The 13,515-nt window shown below is 65.9% G+C and carries 14 protein-coding genes and 1 tRNA gene; 8 read left to right on the forward strand and 7 right to left on the reverse strand.

The genetic code is table 11. The annotated features are described in order from the left end of the window. Positions 1-268 (forward strand): IS200/IS605 family transposase (tnpA, locus tag Q322_RS0117790; RefSeq protein WP_029479221.1); only part of this gene is annotated, 268 nt, incomplete at its 5' end. On the opposite strand, the gene Q322_RS23595 is transcribed toward tnpA, so the two are convergent. From Q322_RS23595 to Q322_RS0117800, 3 genes are all read right to left on the reverse strand, one after another. Then, positions 252-713 carry a hypothetical protein gene (locus tag Q322_RS23595; protein WP_156953141.1) on the reverse strand — a complete coding sequence of 154 codons (462 nt, stop codon included), beginning with the start codon at positions 711-713 and terminating at the stop codon, positions 252-254. The two genes, tnpA and Q322_RS23595, sit on opposite strands and share 17 nt — an antisense overlap. Positions 714-728: 15 nt before the next feature. Continuing rightward, complete coding sequence (lepB, locus tag Q322_RS0117795; RefSeq protein WP_029479222.1) at positions 729-1,508, reverse strand: signal peptidase I; 780 nt, start codon at positions 1,506-1,508, stop codon at positions 729-731. A 136-nt stretch (positions 1,509-1,644) separates the two neighbouring features. Further along, positions 1,645-2,508 (reverse strand): patatin-like phospholipase family protein, encoded by an 864-nt coding sequence (locus tag Q322_RS0117800; RefSeq protein ID WP_084148071.1) that lies wholly within the window; start codon positions 2,506-2,508, stop codon positions 1,645-1,647. Positions 2,509-2,708: 200 nt separating this feature from the next. Here Q322_RS0117800 and Q322_RS0117805 point away from each other — a divergent pair, with 200 nt between their 5' ends. Further along, complete coding sequence (locus Q322_RS0117805) at positions 2,709-3,461, forward strand: serine/threonine-protein kinase (protein ID WP_029479224.1); 753 nt, start codon at positions 2,709-2,711, stop codon at positions 3,459-3,461. Positions 3,462-3,531: 70 nt separating this feature from the next. Here the strand turns inward: Q322_RS0117805 and Q322_RS0117810 are convergent, their stop codons facing one another. The 3 genes from Q322_RS0117810 to Q322_RS0117820 form a co-directional block, all read right to left on the reverse strand. After that, positions 3,532-5,139 (reverse strand): alpha-amylase family glycosyl hydrolase, encoded by a 1,608-nt coding sequence (locus tag Q322_RS0117810; protein ID WP_029479225.1) that lies wholly within the window; start codon positions 5,137-5,139, stop codon positions 3,532-3,534. A 214-nt stretch (positions 5,140-5,353) separates the two neighbouring features. Further along, positions 5,354-5,435: transfer RNA gene (locus Q322_RS0117815), tRNA-Leu, on the reverse strand. Between the two features lie 100 nt (positions 5,436-5,535). Next, a complete protein-coding gene (locus Q322_RS0117820) occupies positions 5,536-6,492 on the reverse strand; it encodes a nucleoside hydrolase (RefSeq protein ID WP_029479226.1) in 957 nt (318 codons plus the stop codon). A gap of 67 nt (positions 6,493-6,559) precedes the next feature. Here Q322_RS0117820 and Q322_RS0117825 point away from each other — a divergent pair, with 67 nt between their 5' ends. Then, a complete protein-coding gene (locus Q322_RS0117825; protein WP_029479227.1) occupies positions 6,560-7,300 on the forward strand; it encodes an alpha/beta hydrolase family protein in 741 nt (246 codons plus the stop codon). A gap of 107 nt (positions 7,301-7,407) precedes the next feature. On the opposite strand, the gene Q322_RS0117830 is transcribed toward Q322_RS0117825, so the two are convergent. Then, on the reverse strand, positions 7,408-8,331 hold the full coding sequence (locus tag Q322_RS0117830) for a ferritin-like domain-containing protein (protein WP_029479228.1): 924 nt from the start codon (positions 8,329-8,331) through the stop codon (positions 7,408-7,410). Positions 8,332-8,534: 203 nt separating this feature from the next. Here Q322_RS0117830 and Q322_RS0117835 point away from each other — a divergent pair, with 203 nt between their 5' ends. The 5 genes from Q322_RS0117835 to Q322_RS0117855 all read left to right on the forward strand — a co-directional run bounded on the left by Q322_RS0117835 (position 8,535) and on the right by Q322_RS0117855 (position 13,369). Next, the gene (locus tag Q322_RS0117835) at positions 8,535-8,873 is read left to right on the forward strand and encodes a histidine triad nucleotide-binding protein (protein ID WP_029479229.1); all 339 of its coding nucleotides are present in this window, start codon (positions 8,535-8,537) and stop codon (positions 8,871-8,873) included. Beyond that, positions 8,873-9,574, forward strand: coding sequence for an HAD family hydrolase (locus tag Q322_RS0117840; RefSeq protein ID WP_034418996.1), 702 nt, complete (start codon positions 8,873-8,875; stop codon positions 9,572-9,574). Before Q322_RS0117835 ends, Q322_RS0117840 begins: the two co-directional genes overlap by 1 nt. 204 nt (positions 9,575-9,778) lie before the next feature. Beyond that, positions 9,779-10,960, forward strand: coding sequence for a calcium/proton exchanger (gene cax / locus Q322_RS0117845; RefSeq protein WP_034418997.1), 1,182 nt, complete (start codon positions 9,779-9,781; stop codon positions 10,958-10,960). Positions 10,961-10,970: 10 nt separating this feature from the next. Further along, a complete protein-coding gene (locus Q322_RS0117850) occupies positions 10,971-12,326 on the forward strand; it encodes an FAD/NAD(P)-binding protein (protein WP_029479232.1) in 1,356 nt (451 codons plus the stop codon). A 59-nt stretch (positions 12,327-12,385) separates the two neighbouring features. Then, complete coding sequence (locus tag Q322_RS0117855; protein WP_029479233.1) at positions 12,386-13,369, forward strand: NAD(P)/FAD-dependent oxidoreductase; 984 nt, start codon at positions 12,386-12,388, stop codon at positions 13,367-13,369. Positions 13,370-13,515: the final 146 nt, after the last annotated feature.

Raw genomic sequence — 13,515 nt, forward strand, 5'->3', positions numbered from 1 at the left:
GAGCAAAGAGCATATCCATATGCATCTGGAATATCCGCCCAAGGTGTCGGTGAGCGAGCTGGTCAAACAGATGAAGGGGAGAACGTCACGAATGCTGCAACAGGAATTCCCGCATCTGAAGCAGCGATATTGGGGACGGCATTTCTGGGCGGTGGGCTATGGAGCGTGGAGTACGGGGAATGTGACCGAGGAGATGGTGCAGAAATATCTGGAACATCACCAGCACGGGTCAAATCAGGACTCGGAGACATTTATCCTCGAAGAATGACAGCGACTTTAGTCGCTTCCCAAACCCCTGCACTGAAAGTGCAGGGTCGTTTAGTCCAGATCACTGTCCCATCGGCCAGATTGACGCCGTAATTTCTGGAGTACCACATTTCCAAACTGTCCGTGCCTTGCATCCACAGGACGCCTTTCACGATGCCCCAGCCCGGCCCGTCACTGTCATTTCCGAAGGCATTTCCATCCAGCCTCAGTCGCCACTTTGGTGACAAACCCACAGGATCAAGCAGTTGTACGCTCAGCCGTTTGGCGTGTTCAAAGTTGGCGATATTGGCGACGAAGAGGCAACCCTCAGAGAGCCGTTGGGAAAAGAGGAGGGAAAACCCCTGCGGGACGGTCTTCTGCGCCTGATTTGTACAGCCGCCCCCACCCCCTGCCAGGGCTGAATTTCCCAGAGCCAGGGCCATCAGTGGAAGCAGCAATCGGCGCATCCTGAAAGCTTACGCTTACTTCTGCAACTCACTCTTCAGCACGTTGAATCCAGCCGGGCGGCCCAGCGCGCGCCAGTTCAAGACATTCGGGCCGCTCAGTTCGCCGACGCGTTCGGTGGCGCAGTCGTATTTGGCGTTGGTTTTGCGCATGATCGGCCAAACCACCGCCGCCGCACGCCCGGCCACATCGCGCCTCGGCACCGGGCCAAACAGGCGCGAGTCTTCCGAGCCGTTGGCGGTGCGGTTATCGCCCATCACGAAGTAATGCGCGGACGGCACGGTGATCTCGGCCTGATCGGGCATGACTCCCGCGCGGCTAGACGTGGCGCTGTTCGCCAATTCGCTCTGGTTGTCCCAGCAGCCCTGCTGCCGCCAGTAATCGGTGGTCCAGCCCGAGTCTAGCTTGACGCCATTCACGGTCACCTCGCCGCCCTCCACCTTGACCTTGTCACCGGGCAACCCGATCACACGCTTAATCAGGAAGGGACGGTAGTTCCACAACCCCAAAAAGTTCTTGTTCAGGTTGCCGATCTGTGCGGAAGCCTCAGGCGGGGGCTTGAAGATCACGATGTCGCCCCGGCTGAAATCGCCCACGCCCGCCTTGTGCAGCCACGTCTCGTACTTGGGAACGAAGACCCGCTCGCGGTCGCGCAGATTGGGCATCATGCTCACGCCGTCCACGCCCACCAGGGTGGCCACAAACTGGGTGATCACCACCGCAAAGACGATGGGTTCCAGAAAATCCTTCCACACTTTCTGAAGGGTGGTGGGTGCGGCGGACTTGAGTCTTGTCATGCACCGGGCAGGATAGCGGATTGAGGTGGCGGTGGATGGTCAACGCCCAGAGGGAGCGGAGACAGGGGGTTGTCTGGCTTTCAGCCCGCCCGGTTCAGCACGCCGGGCTTCAAACTTCAAAGGCCCAGACCGCGTCTTACCCCTCCCCCAGCAACGCCTTTAAGCGCGGCAACTCCTCCAGCGCCGCCTCCCGGCCCGCTTTGACAGCCTGATCGGTGCGGTTGAAGTTCATCAGGTCGATGTTGCCCAGGCTGGGGCGCAGCAGCACGTCGGGGCGGTAGAGACTCAGGCGGGCGTCGGTGAGCTGCGCCTGCATGATCTCCACCGCGCGGCGCAACGCCCCTACCGGACTCAGGTGGGCCTCGCGCTTCCAGAGCAGCACCCGGCGTTCGTGCAGCTCCAGCGGATCGGGGGCCGTTACGTCCACCGCCAGCACCTTCCGCGCTCCCAGAAAGAGCGCGGCGTCCACCGGCACCTGGTTCAGAATGCCGCCGTCCGAGAGCAGCATGTCGCGCATGGGCACGCTGTCCAGCGCGCCGGGGTAGGCGCTGGTGGCACGCAGGGCCTCGAACAGGCTGCCGCGCGTCAGGTACACGCCCCGGCCCGTCAGCATGTCGGTGGCGGTGATCGCCAGAGGGATGGACAGCTCCCCAAAGGTCTGGGGCAGGTTCTGTGCCAGCCAGCCCTCCATGGCCGAGATCTTGAGCAGGCCGGTGCCGGGCCGCCAGTCCAGCAAACGCCGCCAGGAAACCGTGCCTGAGATGCGCTCCAGCTCGGCCCCGCTGTAGCCTGCCGCGATAAAGGCCCCCACCAGGCCGCCCATGCTGGTCCCGGCCACCATGCTGGGTTTAAGGCCCGCGTCCTCCAGCACCTGCCACACGCCGATGTGGGCCAGCCCCCGCGCGCCGCCGCCGCCCAGCACCAGCCCGTAACCGTTTATTGCCGCTCCCGACTGCCCATGTGCGCGATTGTAGCCCTGCCGGGCAGCAGTCTGGCCCATGGTCTGGTGGCCCTGTGCTGGTGGTTCTGGTCTGATGGCCCGGCGTTCAGGTGCGGCGGCAGCAACCCGAGACTCTGGACCACTCCTGTGAAGACCTCCCCTGCCCTCCAGAAATGGTCCGCAGGCCGGACCTGTGGGCAGGACTGTTTCTAGAACAATTGATTCAGTTTCCACGGTCTGACTGCATTAACCTGAGATCAATGGCTCTGGCGGGACAGGTGGTCGGTGATGGCGTGCGGTTGGTGAGGCCCGTCGGACGTGGCTCGCACAGTCTGGTTTATTTTGCGGTGAACCATGCCGGCCAGCCCTGCGCGGTCAAGGTTTTTCACGCCGATCTGATCGCCTTTGCCGAGCGCGAATTTCGGCATGCCAGCGGGCTGGCCCACTCCCGACTGGCCTCGGTGCTGGGGCGCGGCACGTTGGAAGGCCGCTCCGTGCTGATCAGCAGCCTGGCACGCGGCGAGGCGCTGTTCTCGCGCTACGTGCGGCGGCCTGCGCTGAAATCCGAGCGCCGCGCCTTTTTGCTGACGCTGACGCACCTGCTGGACGCGCTGGCATACCTGCATTCGTGCGGGCTGATCCACCGCGACATCAAACCGGAAAACATCGTGGTGGAGCCGGACGGCAGCGCCAAACTGGTCGATCTAGACCTGGCTGGCCCGGCGCTGGAAACCTTTGAGGTGCCCACCCGTTTCGGTACGGCGGCCTTCCAGAGTCCCGAGGCGGCGCGCGGCGAACCGCTGGGGCCAGAGGCAGACCTGTACGGCGTGGGGATGCTGCTGGGCTGGGGCATCTTCGGCTCGCTGCCGGACCCCACCCGCCCCGCGCCGTATCACCCGGACCCGCTGTGCTCCCTGTATCTGACCCTGACCCGCCAGGACCGAGCGCAACGCCCCGGCAACGCCGGCTGGGTCCGCGAGAGGATGCTGGAACTGTCCAATCTAAAATTCTGAAGTTGGTGACATCAGCAGGAGCCAGCCGCCACCGGGAGGGTTCCCGCTGGCGGCTCCAGACCTCTGTGCGTTATCCCAGAATGATGCGCGCCTCGTTGGGCCGCAGCTTCGTGCCGCTTTCGGGGTGATCGCCACATGAACTGAGCAGCGCCGGACTCGCCGCCAGTTCGCCCAGCTCAGGCTCTCCTGCGCCAAAGTTCAGCACCACCGTCACGCTCTGGCCGTCCAGGATGCGGCGGAAGGCGAAGACATCCTCGTGACCGCTGTTCAGGCTGTGGTAATCGCCGCCCACCAGCGCGGGTTGCTGTTGCCGGAGCTGCGTCAGGGCGCGGAAGTAATTCAGATCGCTGTGGGAATCTGCCTCCTGCGCCTGCACGTTCACGGCTGAAAAGTCGTCGGCCAGCGGCAGCCAGGGGATCGCCTCCGCCGCGCTAAAGCCCGCGTTGGGCGAGGCGTCCCACTGCATCGGGGTGCGCTCCGGGTCACGGCTGGCGGCAGGGCTGTCAGGCTGTTGCAACCCTGCCGGGTCCACCATGCGGTCCAGGGGGACGGGCACGTTCGCCATGCCGATCTCGTCGCCGTAGTACACCGTGGGCGTGCCGCGCAGGGTCAGCAGCAGGGTCTGGGCCACGCGGTACTGCGCCGCACCCACCCGTGACCTGAAGCGAGGCTGATCGTGGTTGCCCAGCACCCAGTTGGGCCAGGTACCGATCTTGCGGCACGCGGCGTCGTAGTCGTCGGCAAATTCGCGCACCGCTGCCGCCTGCCAGGGCCGCAGGATCAGGTGGAAGTTGAAGGGCAGATGGACCATCGCCGCGTCCGGGGTTCCGGCGTAGGGCAACAACTGGTCCACCGGCAGGTAGATCTCCCCCACCATCATGCGGTCATCAAACTCGTCCAGCACGGCGCGCATCTCGCGGATGTACTGGTGCGTTTCCGGCTGGTCCTGGGTATAGATGTGCGTGACGCTGTTGTGTTCGATATCGCCGGGCTGCCAGTCGGGGTTGGCGGGTTCGTCCAGAAAGCGCTCGTCCTCGGCCAGCAGCCAGATCACGTCCACCCGGAAGCCGTCCACGCCCCGGCGCATCCAGAAGCGCAAAACCTCGAACATGGCGGCGCGCACGTCGGGGTTGCGCCAGTTCAGGTCCGGCTGGCTAGGCAGAAACTGGTGCAGGTAATACTGCCCGCTGTCCTGGTCCAGCGTCCACGCCGGGCCGCCGAAAAAGGACTTCCAGTTGTTGGGCAGCCCGCCGTCCGGGGCCGGATCGCGCCATACGTACCAGTCGCGTTTCTCGCTGTCCCTGCCCGTCAGCGCCTGCTGAAACCACGCGTGATCCGAGGAAGTGTGGTTGGGCACGTAATCGAGCATCACCTTGAGGCCCAGGCCGTGCGCCTCCCCAACCAGCGCGTCGAAGTCGACCAGATCGCCGAACAGCGGGTCGATGTCGCAGTAGTCGGCCACGTCGTAGCCGAAGTCGCGCATGGGCGACGTGAAGATCGGCGAGAGCCACGCGGCCTCCACGCCCAGGCTCCTGAGATACGGCAGCCGCGCCGTGATGCCGCGCAAGTCACCCACGCCGTCGCCGCTGCTATCCTGAAATGAGCGCGGGTAAATCTGGTAGATGATGCCGCTCTGCCACCACTTGAGCTGCCTCGTCCCGCTTGCCATAGGGGTCATGGACAGAGGCTAGCAGGAATGGAACTGAATCGATACAGATACCCCGCTACCACAGAAACTGTGCGGTCGTTTTAACGAGACGAATGGATCTGCTAAGCGGGCGAGTCTCCTGCCCCTTTTCCAGCGCCGCCCGGGCCGCTGGCAATCAACACAACAGTTCCGCATTCGCCGATGACGCAAAAGAAGAAACCCCGCGCCAGGCGGGGCTTTTTGGTGGTGCCGATGGGGGGACTCGAACCCCCACGGTTTCCCGCTCGATTTTGAGTCGAGTGCGTCTACCATTCCGCCACATCGGCCTGTTGCAAGATGGCCACCGCGTCAGTGGGCCACCGCGCCGGGGCGCGGACGGAATCTTAGCGCGCCGGGGCAGGGGCGGTCAACGCCAGAAGGCGGCGTTCATGGCAGCGCCTCTATCCGCTCCAGCAGCAGCGCAAAGAACGCCTCGTCGCGCACGCCCACCGCCACCCGCGCGTTGGGGACTAGCTCAGTCACGCCGTGCAGATCGCAGACGGTGCGCCCGAAGTTCAGGCCCTCCTGAATCTCGATGTCCACGCGCATGGGCTGCCAGTCCAGCAGGTCCGGGCGGATCACCGCCGCCGCCGCCAGCGGATCGTGCAGCGCGCCGCCGCTGAGGCCGTAGCGCTCCCGGTACACACCCGCGTAAAAGGTCAGCAGCTCGGCGCAGACCTCGCCCGCGCGGTTGCCCAGGCCGCGCAGGGCGGCGATGCGCTCAGGGTCCGCGACGCACTGCATGGTCACGTTCAGGCCCACCATGCGCAGTGGCACGCCGGACTCAAAGACGATCCGGGCGGCATGCGGGTCCGCCAGGGCGTTGAATTCCGCCGCCGGGGTGCGGTTGCCGCCCGCCGTGCTGCCGCCCATCCAGACCACCTCCCGTACCAGTTGGGGCAGTTCGGGGACCAGGCGAAAGGCCAGGGCCAGATTGGTCAGCGGTCCCGTCGCCAGCAGCGTGACCTCGTGGGGGTACGCCTGGACGGTGCGGATGATGAAATCGGCGGCGTGTTCGGCCTCGGGGGGGCGCGTGGGCTGCGGCAGACCGGCGGCGGGCAACCCGGAATCGCCGTGGATGGCCGCCGCCGTCACCGCATCGGCCACCAGGGGACGGTCCGCCCCAGCGAAGTAGGGCACAGCCGCACCCACCTCTCCGGCCAGCGCCAGCGTGACCCCGGCGTTGTGGACGGTCAGGGGTAGACCCACGTTGCCGTGCGTGGCGGTGATGCCCAGCACCCCCACCTCCGGGCTGGCCAGCGTCAGCAGCCACGCCACGGCGTCGTCCAGACCCGGATCGCCGTCCAGAATGACTTTTTGCGGAAGTTGAGGGTCAGTGTTCACCGCCCGATTGTAGGGCGCAGGGCCGACGCCGCTGCCCCGCAGGCTGCGCTCTGCCACAATGCCCCGCATGGAACAGTTCGAGCAATTTTCAGTGGATGGGCAGCGGATGTACGGCATGCTCCACACCCCCGACTCCCCGGCCCCGGCGCAGGGCTGGCCCTCGGTGGTCATGGTCCACGGCTACACCGGCCACCGCACCGAACACCACCGCCTGTTCGTGCTGCTGTCGCGCGTGCTGGCGGCGCGGGGCATGGCCAGCCTGCGCTTCGACTGCCGGGGCAGCGGCGATTCGCAGGGCGATTTTCATGAGATGACCGTCTCGCGCGAGGTGGAGGACGCGAGCGCCGCCGCCGACCATCTGCGTGATCAGCCTGGCCTCGATCCCGAACGGGTGACGCTGCTGGGCTACAGCATGGGCGGCATGGTCTCGGCGCTGGCGGCGCAGCGGGCGCGCGCCCACCGGCTGCTGCTGTGGGCACCCGCTTTGCCGGAGCTGTGGCTACCCCTGCTGCGCGGCGGCGTGCTGCCCCCCACAGTCACCGATGTGGACGGCTGGCCGCTGGGCCGCGCCTTCTTGCAGGAGTTGCCGCGCCTGCGCCCGCTGGAGGCTGCCGCCGCCTGGGGCGGTGTGGCCCACGTCATCCACGGCGACGCCGACACCACCTGCCCGCCCGAGTGGGGCGTGCGCTACGCCCAGGCGCTGGGTTGCGACGCGGCGGCTATTCCCGGCGGCACGCACAACTTCACCAGCCTGGAAACGACGGAGATGCTGTACGCGGAAACGCTGCGGTTCCTGGGTGGGGGCTAGAAGTCGGCTGTCAGCGACAACAGAACAGCCCACGCTCGCATGCAGGCTGTCTGTTGAATTCTCGGTGATCTGGAGGCAGGCGAAACCAAGACCCGCCTCCCCCAGCCTTACTTGATTGCGCCGTTCAGGCCATTGGGGAAGAAGCCGCCCTTGTTCGCGCCGGGGGCCAAGTAGACGATGTTCAGCACCTCGCGGGTGCTGCGGGCGTAGGCCACGGCGTTCTTGTCGGCAGGAGCGAATACGGCTTTCCCGGCGCTGTCGCTCAGGCCCATGTCCTTGCCGCCACCCACCCCGGCGCGCAGGGTGCTGATGGCCTGCACGACCTGACCCACGTACAGCCCCGCTGCCGCCGTGATCTGGCGCTGCTGGTACAGCAGGGTGCGGATCGCGCCGCCGTGGTACGCCTCGACGGCCAGGATTCCGGCGGCGGCCTGGAGGTACGCCGGATTGGTGATCAGCGTGGCCGCGCCGTTGTAGGCGGTGACGCCCACGTCCTCGAAGATGAACGCGCCGTGCAGGAAGAACAGGTCATTGGCATAGGGGTTGAAGCCCTTGATGGCCCCGCCGCTGGCCGCGCTGCCTGCCGCCAGGAACGCCCCGTTCAGGTCCAGCACCGGACGCATGACCGCGCCCTTGCCCAGCGCGCCGTACAGGAACTTGACGTGCGAAAGCTCGTCCTCGGCAATGTCGTTGGCCATCGCCTGCACGGTGCTGTCCTTGAACTGCATGCCGCGCGCCATGTCCAGTCCGGCGGGCACCCGAATGGCCGCGTCCCCGCCAATCTTCTTCAGTTCGTCCAGACGGCCCACGGCGGCCAGGTAGAACGCCGCTTCCAGGTATTCCAGGTTCAGGGCGAAGTTCAGCACGTCGCCGTCGATGTCCTTGGCGGGAGCAGCCAGGGCAGGCGCAGCGAGACCCAGCGCGGCCATCCCCAGGCCCGCCTTGCCCAGAACACCCAGGGCGGCGCGGCGGTTGAGGCTGGCAGTGTCGGTATGGGCAGTGTCGGTATGGGCAGTGTCAATTTCGGTCATGGGAAATGCTCCTTGGTGGCAAGAGGGAAGAACGGGACTGCGCCTAAAGGCATGTCCTGATCGGATGGAGCGCGGGAGGAATGGAGAACTGAAGTCGGTCTCTCCTGACTCAACCGGGTATATGCGGCGGCCCGACAACCGGATCAGACGCCACCTGAACATAAACGCCGCATAAAGGTCCGCCGCCTCGCTAGAGTGGGTGCATGACCGCCTCTCCCACCCTGTTCACGCGCATCATCGCCCGTGAGATTCCCAGCGACATCGTGTACGAGGACGACGACTACATCGCCATCCGCGACATCGCGCCCAAAGCGCCGATCCACCTGCTGGTGGTGCCCAAGAAAGTCAGCGCCCGCTTGGACGAGATCAGCGACGCGGACGAGATGGGCCGGTTGTGGCTGACCGCCGTGAAGGTGGCCCGGCAGCACGCCGCCGATTACCGCCTGCTGGTCAACTCCGGCGAGAAGGGCGGGCAGGTGGTCTTTCATACCCATATTCACATCCTGGCGGGCTGGGAAAATGGCCCGGACAGTGACACCTGATGCCCGAATTTGAGTTTGAAGCTGTCCTCTTCGATCTGGACGGCGTGCTGGTGGACAGCGAACTCCAGGCCAACACCGTCTGGGTACACCTCCTGACCGAGCATGGGCTGGACATTGACCTGCCCACCTTCATGGCGCACGCCGTGGGCGGGACGCATGTGGCGCTGTTCGAGTGGCTCAGGCGCGACTTCGGCTGGGCGCGGCCTGAGGGTTTCATTCCCGAGATGGACGCCCGACTGCACGAGGCGTTCGGCAGCACGCAGGCCATCGAGGGTGCGGCGCAGACGCTGGAACTCCTGCGCGGGGCGGGCCTCCCCTTCGCCGTCGCCAGCAACAGCCTGCGCAGCCGCCTGAAGCGCAAGCTGGAGGCATCGGGCCTCGCGCCTGTGGTGGGCGCACACGCCTATGACCCGGCCCATGTCGGCGGCCGCGGCAAACCGGCCCCGGACCTGTATGCCTATGCCGCCGCACAGTTGGGCGCGGACATCACCCGCTGCCTGGTCATCGAGGACAGCGTGACCGGCCTGAGCGCGGGCGTGGCGGCTGGGGCGACGGCCTGGGGCCTGCTGGCCGGGGGCCACGTCCACCCCGACAACGCCGCCCATCTGACGGGGGCGGGGGCGGGGCGAATTCTGCGGACTCACGAGGAGTTGCAGGAGGTTTTGGGGCTGGCAGGAGAAGCCTTCCATCAGGGGCGCTGACAGCTCGCCTCAAACGGGAGCGGAGAAGTGCGGATGTTCAGCGCCGCTAGCTCCTTGCCTCCCCTCTCAGGCGAGGTGACGCGAGGGGCCGGACTTGCAAGGCTGCGGAGCCGGAGGAGTGAAGGCGTGGCAGTCTCCCCATCACCCTGAAGCAAATCTCAACCCTTTTCGTTGATTGCAACAAGCGCGCCTACACTGCGCCCCATGTGGATGAAACTGCTGCTGGCGTTTATCCCCATCAGCCTGTTGCTGGAGTGGGTCTTCAAAGCACCGCCGCTGTGGGTTTTTGCCACGGCGGTGATCGCCATTATCCCGCTGGCCGATCTGCTGCGGCAGGGAACCGAGCAGATCGCGGCGCGGGCCGGTCAGACCATCGGCGGTCTGCTAAACGTCACGTTTGGCAACCTGGCGGAACTGATCATCGCCATCTTCGTGCTGCTGGGCGGCAATACCACGGTGGTCAAGGCGCAGATTACCGGCAGCATCATCGGCAACGCGCTGCTGGGTCTGGGCCTCGCCATCTTGATCGGCAGCTTTGGGCGGGAGCGGCAGAAATTCAACCGCGAGAATGCTGGGCAGCTCAATTCCATGCTGTTTCTGGTGGTCATCGCGCTGCTGATTCCGGCGCTGTTCGACTACACCGAACGCCTGCCCGATTTTCTGGCGGGCAGCGCGGCGGCGCGCGGCAATCTGGACGAGTCCCTCAGCCTGGGCGTGGCGGGCGTGCTGATCGCGGTCTACGGCTTGAACCTGGTCTACACGCTGGTCACGCACAAGGACGTCTTCGCGCGGGGCGAGGAAGAGGGCGAACATGGGAACAGCCTCACCCTGTGGCCCGTGTGGAAGGCCGCCGCCGTGATGGTGGGCGCAACCGTGTTTATCGCGGTGGAATCCGAGATGCTGTCCGGGGCGCTGGAGGCCACCAGCACGCAACTGGGCCTGAGTCCGTTTTTCCTGGGGATCATCGTGCTGGCGGTGGTCGGCAACTTCGCCGAGTACCTGGCGGGCAGTTACTTTGCGCGGCAGGGCAAACTGGGGCTGGCCATCAACATCGCCGTGGGGGCCACGATTCAGGTGGCGCTGTTTACCGCGCCCGTGCTGGTGATCATCTCGTATCTGATCGGCCAACCCATGAACCTGGTTTTTTCCAGCCCGCTGGAGCTGGTGGCCATTGTCGCCGTGGCGCTGACCGTCACCACCGTGACCAAGGACGGCGAGGCCACCTGGTTCGAGGGCGTGCTGCTGCTGGCAGTCTATCTGCTGCTGGCGCTGGCCTTCTTCTTCGTCACGCCAAAGATTGATGGCGAGGCGGCCACCCGGCTCCCGCCCGCACTGCCTGCCTCTTCATCCAGCCTTTCCGTCCATCCTCAGCCGCTGAGACTCTAAACTCGCGCCCATGAGCCACCCCTTTACCACTGAACGTCCGCTGCGCGTCGCCGTGATCGGCAGCGGACCCAGCGGCGTGTATGCCGCCGAGGCGCTGATCAAGCAGACCGCCCTGCCCGCCGAGGTGGACGTGTTTGACCGTCTGCCCACCCCTTACGGTCTGGTGCGCTACGGCGTCGCGCCGGACCACCTGACCATCAAGAGCGTGACCAGGGGTTTCGAGAAGACCTTTAGCGATCCGCGCGTGCGCTTTTTAGGCAACGTAGAATTTGGCAAGGACCTGACCCATCACGATCTGAAGGCGCATTACGACGCGATCATGTACACCGTGGGGGCCAGCGGGGACCGCCGCCTGGGCATTGCCGGCGAGGACCTCGGCGGCTCGATGAGCGCCACCGAATTCGTCGCGTGGTACAACGGCCACCCCGACGCCGCCGCCCGCGAGATGGTCCTGAGCGCGTCCGGCGTGGCCGTGGTGGGCGTGGGCAACGTGGCGCTGGACGTGAGCCGCATTCTGCTCAAGACGGTGGGCGAGTTGCAGGCGTCGGACATTGCCCCGCACGCGCTGGAGGCGCTGGCGAACAGCCCGGTCAAGGACGTCTGGATTCTGGGCCGGCGCGGCGCGGCGCAGGCCAAGTTCACCACCAAGGAACTACGCGAATTCGGTGAACTGTCGGAGGCCGATGCGGTGGTCAAGCCGCAGGAGGTTGCGGTGGACGAGGCGTCCGAGGCCGCCATCAGCGACAACGTGGTGAAAAAGAATCTGGAAGTCCTGCGCGACTTCTCCAGCCGCACGCCGGAGGGCAAGCCGCGCCGCATTCATCTGCGTTTTCTGGTGTCCCCGGTAGAGATTCTGGGCGACGAGGATGGCCACGTTTCTGGCCTGAAGGTGGAGCGCAACACGCTGGACGACTCGGGCAACGCGGTGGGCACGGGCGAAACCGAGGTGCTGCCCGTGCAGATGGTCCTGCGCTCGGTAGGCTACCGGGGCGTGGCCCTGCCGGGCGTGCCGTTCGACGACAGGCGCGGCGTCATTCCCAACACTGAAGGCCGGGTGGAGGGCCGCACGGGCGAGTACACCTCCGGCTGGATCAAACGCGGTCCCAGCGGCGTGATCGGCACCAACCGCAAGGACGCCACCGACACCGTGGCCCACCTGATCGCCGATGCCGGAACGTTGCCCGTGGCCGAACAGGCGAGCCGTGCCGACGTGGACGCCCTGCTGAAAGAGCGCGGCGTGGACGTGTACACCTTTGCCGACTGGCAGGCGCTGGACACCCACGAGCAGGCGCAGGGCCAGGCGCAGGGCCGCCCCCGCGCGAAAGTGGTGCACAAGCACGAGATGCTGGGCCACCGCCAGAAGTAGCGCGCCTGGTAGGAGGGGCGGGCATTCGTCTCCGCCCGCTTTGCCATACTTCTTTTCTGATGACGCCCCAGCGGCCCAACACCCTGCACTCCGACATTCTGGTGATCGGCGCTGGCCCCGCCGGACTGCACGCGGCTTTTTACGCGGGCTGGCGCGGCCTGCGGGTGCGCGTGCTGGAGGCGCGGGGCGAGGCAGGGGGCCAACTGAGCGCCCTCTACCCCGACAAACGCGTGTACGACGTGCCGGGCCTGCCGGGGGCGCGGGCGGCGGAAGTGGCGGCGCACCTGCTGAGGCAACTGGATGGATTGCCCGTGGATGTGCGTGTGAATACGGTGGCACGCACGCTGGAGCGGGACGGCGACGGCTGGCGAATCGAAACAGATCAGGGAAGCTGCACGGCGGGCGCAGTGATCCTGGCGGCGGGCCTGGGCGCGTTGTTGCCCCGCGCGGCCCGCCTGCCAGGCGCAGACACCCACCCAGATGTCCGAACGGACCTCCCCGATTCCACCGAGCTGGGCAGGCGGCGCGTGCTGATCGTGGGCGGCGTGCCGCAGGCAGCGAGGGCAGCGCTGGAGTTGCTGGAGGCGAAAGCGGACGTGACGCTGACCAACAGCCGGGCCTTACTCAGGGGCGATCCAGCGACGCTGGCACACCTCGAAGTGGCGCGGGCAAGCGGTCAACTCGAAATCCTGGCTCCCGCCCGCCTGCTCTCACTCGGTCCGCAGGGAGCCGAGGTGGAGATGGACGGCGAAACGCGCGTTATTCGAGCCGACACCGTGCTGGCCCTAGGCGGCTACCTGCCGGACCTCTCCCCCGTTCAATCGTGGCCACTGGACTGGCGCGGCGAATATGTTCCGGACGGCGCAGGCGGACGCACCGTGCTGGACGGCATATATGTGGTGGGCGATCTGGCCCAGTCGGGCGGCGACTTCAAGCTGATCTCGGTGGCCTTTGCGCAGGCCGCTGTCGCCGCCAACCACGCCGCGCATCATGTCCGGCCCGAATTAAAGGCCAAGCCAGGGCACAGCAGCGAGAAACGGTAGGCGGGGGAATAATTACAGCGTTCAATTAATTCTGATTTTATCATAATGGCGTTTGAATTTGGTTCTGGCCGTTTTGATGGAGAATTGCCACTCCAGTTGGACTCTCTGGTGCTGTCGCTCATCTACCCAGATTTCCACCTCTGAGC

This window comes from Deinococcus frigens DSM 12807 (assembly GCF_000701425.1).
Classification (GTDB): Bacteria; Deinococcota; Deinococci; order Deinococcales; family Deinococcaceae; genus Deinococcus; species Deinococcus frigens.

What these genes read in the sequence shown, in the direction of transcription:
- Q322_RS23595 (WP_156953141.1), bottom strand. Translation starts at nt 713, where the DNA reads ATGCGCCGATTGCTGCTTCCACTGATGGCCCTGGCTCTGGGAAATTCA.
- lepB (WP_029479222.1), bottom strand. Translation starts at nt 1,508, where the DNA reads ATGACAAGACTCAAGTCCGCCGCACCCACCACCCTTCAGAAAGTGTGG.
- Q322_RS0117800 (WP_084148071.1), bottom strand. Translation starts at nt 2,508, where the DNA reads ATGGGCCAGACTGCTGCCCGGCAGGGCTACAATCGCGCACATGGGCAG.
- Q322_RS0117805 (WP_029479224.1), top strand. Translation starts at nt 2,709, where the DNA reads ATGGCTCTGGCGGGACAGGTGGTCGGTGATGGCGTGCGGTTGGTGAGG.
- Q322_RS0117810 (WP_029479225.1), bottom strand. Translation starts at nt 5,139, where the DNA reads ATGACCCCTATGGCAAGCGGGACGAGGCAGCTCAAGTGGTGGCAGAGC.
- Q322_RS0117825 (WP_029479227.1), top strand. Translation starts at nt 6,560, where the DNA reads ATGGAACAGTTCGAGCAATTTTCAGTGGATGGGCAGCGGATGTACGGC.
- Q322_RS0117830 (WP_029479228.1), bottom strand. Translation starts at nt 8,331, where the DNA reads ATGACCGAAATTGACACTGCCCATACCGACACTGCCCATACCGACACT.
- Q322_RS0117835 (WP_029479229.1), top strand. Translation starts at nt 8,535, where the DNA reads ATGACCGCCTCTCCCACCCTGTTCACGCGCATCATCGCCCGTGAGATT.
- Q322_RS0117840 (WP_034418996.1), top strand. Translation starts at nt 8,873, where the DNA reads ATGCCCGAATTTGAGTTTGAAGCTGTCCTCTTCGATCTGGACGGCGTG.
- cax (WP_034418997.1), top strand. Translation starts at nt 9,779, where the DNA reads ATGTGGATGAAACTGCTGCTGGCGTTTATCCCCATCAGCCTGTTGCTG.
- Q322_RS0117850 (WP_029479232.1), top strand. Translation starts at nt 10,971, where the DNA reads ATGAGCCACCCCTTTACCACTGAACGTCCGCTGCGCGTCGCCGTGATC.
- Q322_RS0117855 (WP_029479233.1), top strand. Translation starts at nt 12,386, where the DNA reads ATGACGCCCCAGCGGCCCAACACCCTGCACTCCGACATTCTGGTGATC.